General features: G+C 63.4%; 6 protein-coding genes. All 6 read right to left on the reverse strand.

Translation table 11 applies throughout. The annotated features are described in order from the left end of the window. Positions 1–60: 60 nt before the first annotated feature. Positions 61–1,020: an ABC transporter permease gene (locus tag L981_RS05385; RefSeq protein WP_371258830.1), complete on the reverse strand. Its 960-nt coding sequence runs from the start codon at positions 1,018–1,020 to the stop codon at positions 61–63. Positions 1,021–1,094: 74 nt separating this feature from the next. Next, positions 1,095–2,663, reverse strand: a complete 1,569-nt coding sequence (locus tag L981_RS05390) for a sugar ABC transporter ATP-binding protein (protein ID WP_052201611.1) — start codon at positions 2,661–2,663, stop codon at positions 1,095–1,097. 84 nt (positions 2,664–2,747) lie between these two features. After that, a complete protein-coding gene (locus L981_RS05395) occupies positions 2,748–3,749 on the reverse strand; it encodes a substrate-binding domain-containing protein (protein ID WP_043612541.1) in 1,002 nt (333 codons plus the stop codon). A 76-nt stretch (positions 3,750–3,825) separates the two neighbouring features. Then, positions 3,826–4,800, reverse strand: a complete 975-nt coding sequence (locus tag L981_RS05400; RefSeq protein ID WP_043612575.1) for an ABC transporter permease — start codon at positions 4,798–4,800, stop codon at positions 3,826–3,828. Positions 4,801–5,176: 376 nt separating this feature from the next. Beyond that, positions 5,177–5,869, reverse strand: coding sequence for an alpha/beta fold hydrolase (locus L981_RS05405; RefSeq protein ID WP_245281584.1), 693 nt, complete (start codon positions 5,867–5,869; stop codon positions 5,177–5,179). A gap of 153 nt (positions 5,870–6,022) precedes the next feature. Further along, on the reverse strand, positions 6,023–6,316 hold a 294-nt coding region (locus L981_RS05410), incomplete at its 5' end, for an alpha/beta hydrolase (protein WP_156133973.1).

A 6,316-nucleotide genomic window follows, 5' to 3' on the forward strand; every position in this document is an offset into this window, starting at 1 on the left:
AAACAGGGGTGTCGAAAGACACCGGCCCCGACCGCGGCTTGGCGGCCTTAACGCCGGCCGTCAGGATTGTCTGCCGCGGATCGAGAAGATCCCGCCGGCGAGAATGATGAAGATGCCGACGATGACGAGCTGCCAGGTGCTCGGGATGCCGACAAGAATGAGGACGTTGCTGACCAGCGTGATGAGAACAACGCCCAGAAGCGTGCCGATGACACAGCCGGAGCCGCCGGTGATGCGCGCGCCGCCGAGAACGACCGCGGCAATGATTTCGAGTTCGGCACCCGCGAGATCGAACGGGTTCGCCAGGCGGTTGCTGGAGACGTGAATGATCCCGGCGATGCCGGCGAGAAGTCCGGCATAGGCAAAGACAAAGATGCGGACCGTGCGCAGATTGTAGCCTAGACGCTCGGCCACGCCGGCATTGCCGCCGACGGCATAGACCGCCCTGCCGATCAGGGTGCGCTCGAGGATCCACCAGGTGACGATCGCGGCGACCGCAAGGATCAGCACGAAGGCAGGCAGTGTCGAGGTCGAGCCGTTGGCACTGTGGTGGGTGAAGAGCGCAAGCTTTCCGAAGGCGTCCATTGCCGCGGGAATGTTCATGAACAGCGCCGTGCCGACAAAGGTGAGCAGGAAGCTGCGAATGACATATTGCGTGCCGATCGTCACGATCAGCGACGGCGCCTTGAGTGCATGAACGAGAACGCCGTTGAGCGCGCCGAAACAGGCACCGCCGACAGCGCCGAGCGCAAGGATCGCCACGATCGGCATGTCGGGCACCACGTTCACGACCAGCATGGTGACGGCGTACATGACGAAGGCGGCGATCGCCGTGAACGAGACGTCGATGCCACCGGAGGCCAGCACGACGAGCACGCCGAGCGCAAAGAGGCCACGCACGACGGACGCGCGCAGGATGTCGAAAAGGTTCGATACCTGCCAGAAGTCCGTGTTGATCGCGCCGACGACGAGCGAGACGGCGACGATCAGGATCAGCGTGAAGGCCGGCGGATGCCGCATGAGCCACGCCCAGATGCCGGCAACCGCGCCAGCGCTTTCAGACCGGGGTGCTGGCGAGGAAAAGGTGGTTTCGGTCATTGAAGCCTCGCAATGGTATCGTCCGTCAGCGCACGCGAGAGGACGTCTTCGGCCAGCCCTTCGGCGGCAAAGGTTTTGACGACGCGACCTTTGCGCATGACCATGATGCGGTCGCAGTTCTGCAGCAATTCGGGCAGGTCGTCGCTGATGATGATGACGCCCATGCCGTCGCCAGCGAGCCGCTGGATGATCCGATAGATCGTGTCCTTGGAGCCCACGTCGACGCCGACGGTCGGGCCGTGCAGGATCAGGAGTTTCGGCTCGATCGTCAGCCAGCGCCCGATCAGCACGCGCTGCTGGTTGCCGCCGGATAGCGACTGCACCGGCTTGTCGACGCCGGCCGAGACGACCTGGAGATCGTCGACCGTGCGCTCGGCAAGCGCACGGCTGCGGCGCCGGTCGACGATACCGAGGGCATTGCGCAGCCGGTCGAGGACCGGAACCACGATATTGTCCTTGATCGATTGCGAGAGGAACAACCCCTCCGAGAGCCGGTCCTCGGGAACGTAGCCGATCCCCGAAGCAATGGCGTCGGCGGGTTTGCCAAGGCGGATCTCGTCGCCCTCGAGAAAAATGCCGCCGCCGTCAGCCGGCGAAACGCCGGCGAGCGCAAGCGCCAGTTCGTTGCGCCCGGAATCAAGCAGCCCGGTAATGCCGACGATTTCGCCCTTGCGCAGCGACAGGGACACGTCGGCGAAAAAGCCGCTCCGCGAGAGCTTTTCGACATTGAGCAACTTCTCGCCGAGCGTGACGGCAGAGCGCTGGCGCGTATCGTCCAGCACCTTGCCGGTCATCCAGAAGGCCAGATCGGTCTTCGAATGGCCTTCGACATCGCATTCGGCGACCTTCTGGCCGTCGCGCATGATGATCGCCCGCCCGCCGAGCGATTTGCACTCGTCGAGCTTGTGGGTGACGAACAGGACGGCCACGCCCTTGGCGCGGAGGCGATCGACGACGCCGATGAGATTGTCGACCTCGTGTTTGGTCAGCGCCGTCGTCGGCTCGTCCATGATGACGAGGCGGGCATCGGAGGCGATCGCGCGGGCAATGGCGATCAACTGCCGCGTCGCCATCGGCAACTCGTCCGTGCGCGTCGAAAGAAAGGCCCTGCTCGCGGGCAGGCCGACGGCCGCAAGGGCGCGCTCGGCGGTCGCCCGCATCTTCGGTATGTCGAGCCGCCGCGCAAGCTTGCCCGACGAGGATACGAGCTGCTGCGTCAGGCCGATGTTCTCGGCGACGGAGAGATTGGGGAGCAGCGAGAAATCCTGATAGACCGTTTCGATGCCGGCAGCGAGGGCTGCGACTGGCGTCAGTCCGGTGACCGTCTTGCCGTCGATTAGGAGTTCGCCTGCATCGGCCCGTTGAGCCCCGGAAATGATCTTGATGAGCGTGCTCTTGCCGCAGCCGTTCTCACCCATCAGGTGATAGATGTTGCCGGCCTCGATCGAAAGGCTGACGCCTTTCAGCGCGCGCACGCCACCGAAGTGCTTCTCGATGTTGCGCACCTCCAGAAACGGGGTCGTGGGCTTGAGATGCGGTTCACCGCCAGTGGGCTGGGGCTGCATGGCTTTGTCCTGATGGGGCATGAGGGCGTTCGAGGGACATGCCGCCGCGCCGGTGGGCGCGACGGCATCGATCGGCTGAACCGATCAGAACGGGTATTTGCTGTAGTTCGACTTGTCGACGTCGACCCAGGCTTCGCCGACAACGATGATGCCGTCACCTGCACCCTTCTTGACCGCAACCTTTTCGTAGCCGGGCACGCCGAGATCCATGCCGTCCTTGATCTCTTCACCCTTGATGACCATGTCGGCGACCTTGTTCATGACGTAGCCGGCATCCTTCGGATCCCAGAAGCTGATGCCATCCACAGCACCGGACTCCAGATAGGATCCGGTATCCTTCGGCAGGCCGATGCCGAAGACGCAGGTCTTGTCCTGAAGGCCAGCCTCTTCGACGGCGCGGCCGATGCCGATGACGTCGATGGCGGAGCCGCCCTGGAAGCCCTTGATATCGGGATACTTGCGCAGGATCTCGCGGGCTTTCTCATAGGCGCGGTTGGCGTCGTTGAAGGATTCGTTCTTCTCCGAGACCAGTTCCATGTCCGGGTACTTCTTGGCGTTTTCAGCGCCGCCGTCAGCCCACTGCACGTGCGTCAGGCTGCCGAGCGAACCGACGAAGGACGTCCACTTGCCGGACTTGCCCATGCACTCGGCGATCTTTTCGTTGAAGCGGGCGCCGAAAGCCTTGTTTTCGAAGGCTTCGATGTCGACGAGCGTGTTCTTCATGCTGTCGGCTTCGTGGGTCACAACCTTGATGCCGCGCTGGGCGGCACGCTTCAGCACGCCTTCGAGCGACGCTGCATCCATCGGCACGACGGCAATCGCGCTGACCTTCTTGGCGACGAGGTCTTCGATCAGGCGCGCCTGCTGGGCAGCGTCTGCCTTGCCGGGGCCAATCTGGCTCGTGGCAACCGTATCATTGTCGTTGCCGTAGGCGACAACGCCTTCCTCCATGCGGGTAAACCAGTTCTCGCCGGTGACCTTCACGACGGTCACGATGCTCGGCTTCTCCTCGGCAGTGGCCGCTGTTGCGGCCCAGATGGTGCCGAGGGCCACGGTGCAGGCGGCAATTTTACGAAAATCAGGCATAGTTCCTCCCATTGCGCCTTCGAAAGGAAAGAGCTGTGGCGCGCGAAGGCTCGCGCCCGGCCCTGGCGGAAATGGGTTAGCTGCGGGCCGCCCTGAACCAGGCTTTGAGATCGAAGCCGGAGGCGGCGATGAAGACGAGCAGAAGAACGCCCCAGGCGAGATCCCGGAAGAAGTTCGAGATGTTCATGAAGTTGAAGAGGCTGGAGAGCATCTGCAGCGATGTTGCCGAAAGCACGACGCAGATGACCCGCCCATAGCCGCCCTCAGGGCGAACGCCAGCCATGACCGCGATCAGGATCGCGATCAGGACATAGGAGGTGCCGTAGTCCCACTTGACGCTCGAGGTGCGCGCCGCGATGACGATGCCGGCAACCGACGCCAACAGCCCGCAAACCGTATAGGTCAGGAACAGGATGCGCTTTTCCGGGATGCCGGCGTAGCGCGCCGCCTTGGCATTGTTGCCAAGCAGAAGCAGACGTTGGCCGAAGGGCGTGAAACGCAGGATGGCGCCGATCGCAAGTGCGACGACGAGGAACAGAGCGAAGCATTGGGGCACGCTCAGGATCGTGGCATTGCCGAAATCGTCGAGCGGCTCGACATAGCCGATGCTGAGCGCCGAACCGTTGGTGAGAACGATCGCCAACCCCGTGAAGAGCAATTGCGTGCCGAGCGTGGCGATGATCGGCGTCAATCCGACCTTCGCGATCAGGAACCCGTTCAGCATGCCGCCGACAAGGCCGACGCCAAGCGCAAGGCCGATCAGGCTCCAGGTGAAAAGAAGCGGAGCGTCGTCCGCGGAAATCACATCGCGCAGGACGAAGTAGGCGGCAACCCCGGAGAGATTGGCAAGCGCGATGCCGGAAAGGTCGATGCCGCCATTGCCGGACATCATGGCCAACATGACGCCAAGCGCGAGGAAACCCAGCTCGGGGACCTGCGACGCCATGGACTGGAAGTTATAGAGCTCAACGAAGCTGGCGCCGACGAGCACCGCACCGGCGACAATCGCGGCAACGTTCACAGTGGCAAGAAAGCCGAGCTGCCGATCCATCTGAAAAGCCACGATGTCCCCTCCCATGCTGGCACTTGTGCAGACGGATATGCTCTCCGGCCCTTCGGTTTCAGGCTCCTGTCTCCCCTGAAACCAGCCGGCAGCCGGCGTCCTCTGTACATTTCTGACATTTGCCAGTCATCGGTGTGTTTTGTCAACAGCGTTCTTCGCGCTGTTCTGTTACGTCCACGGGAGGTGAGCGGACGTGGCGAGTTAGTCGGCCGCTTAAGCGGCGTGCGCGACCCCATCGGAACGTTCATTGGGCACGGCCGCGGCCTGGTGAGAGATCCGCTCGATTGGCAAGAGGAGCAGGCTGGAAATGGAAAAGGTTGAGACCGTGGCCGCTCGAACGGGTGCCTCTTGACTGGTGCGATCGTTAGGCGCCGGAGTTCAATTGATCAAGCCAATCCCGAATGACTGCCGCAACGCGTTGCGGCGCTTCCATCGGAACCATGTGGCCGGTCTCAGCGACGACCTCGAAGCTTGAGCCGACGAGCCCGTGGTGCAGTTCGAGCGCCTCGGCGCGCGATCTTAAGCGATCCTCTTCACCGGCAATGACGAGGCTGGGGCATCCGATCGAAGCCAGGGCATCCCGTTCGTCCTTCCGCTCGACGAGCGACTGGCGGCGAAAGGCGCCACCTCCCATTCGCTGGCCGGCTGCCTGAATGCGCTCAAGGATATCGATCCGGCCGGCATTGTCGGGGTGCAGGGACGAGAGGATGGCCAAACGGCTGAGGCCTCTGAATGCCGTGCCGGCCGACTGGCCGGCGACGGCCGCCTTTCGTTGGCGCTCCACGTCGCTGTCACCGCGCGCGGACGTGGCGATGAGGACAAGTGCGCTCACCCGCTCGGGCGCCTGTCTGACGATTTCCCGGGCGACGTAGCCGCCCATGGAGAACCCAACGAGTATGAAGCGATCCGGCGCATCCAGCAGCGCGCGACGGGCCATGGCAGCGATCGAGGCATCCTGCGACAGGTCGGCATAGGTCGCAGGCCCGTAGTCGCCAAGTGCGGGAACAACGTCGCGCCAGAGATCGGCGTCCAGCATGAAGCCGGGAACCAAGAGCATTGCCACCGTCGCCACCTCGCCTTGCATCTGCGCGTAGATTGACCCTATCGGAAGAAAAGGCGGTGGTCGTCAAGCGAGATGCCCGCCTTTGGGCGGATAGCCTGTTGCGCGCTTGGCAACCGTGCGGCGCGAACCGTGCAGTGCGCCTACCCTTCAGTCGGTTTCCAACGATCGGCCCAAGGCCGATTTCCAGCTGGCGATGAAATCCGCCGAAACGCGCGCTTGCGGCACCATCGTATCGAAGCCGTGATAGGCCCCGGGAACCACGGACATTTCGACAGCCACGCCAGCGTCAATGAGACGGGAAGCGAAATGCATCGATTCCTGTGCGAACAGGTCGAGCGTGCCGACGCCGATCCAGGTGGGCGGCAGCCCGGCAAGATCGACGGTGCGCGCCGGAACCGCCTCCGCCGGTGCTTCCGCCATCAGCGGCTCGCGCCCGAGGAC

This window comes from Ensifer sp. ZNC0028, from assembly GCF_000799055.1.
Lineage (GTDB): Bacteria > Pseudomonadota > Alphaproteobacteria > Rhizobiales > Rhizobiaceae > Ensifer.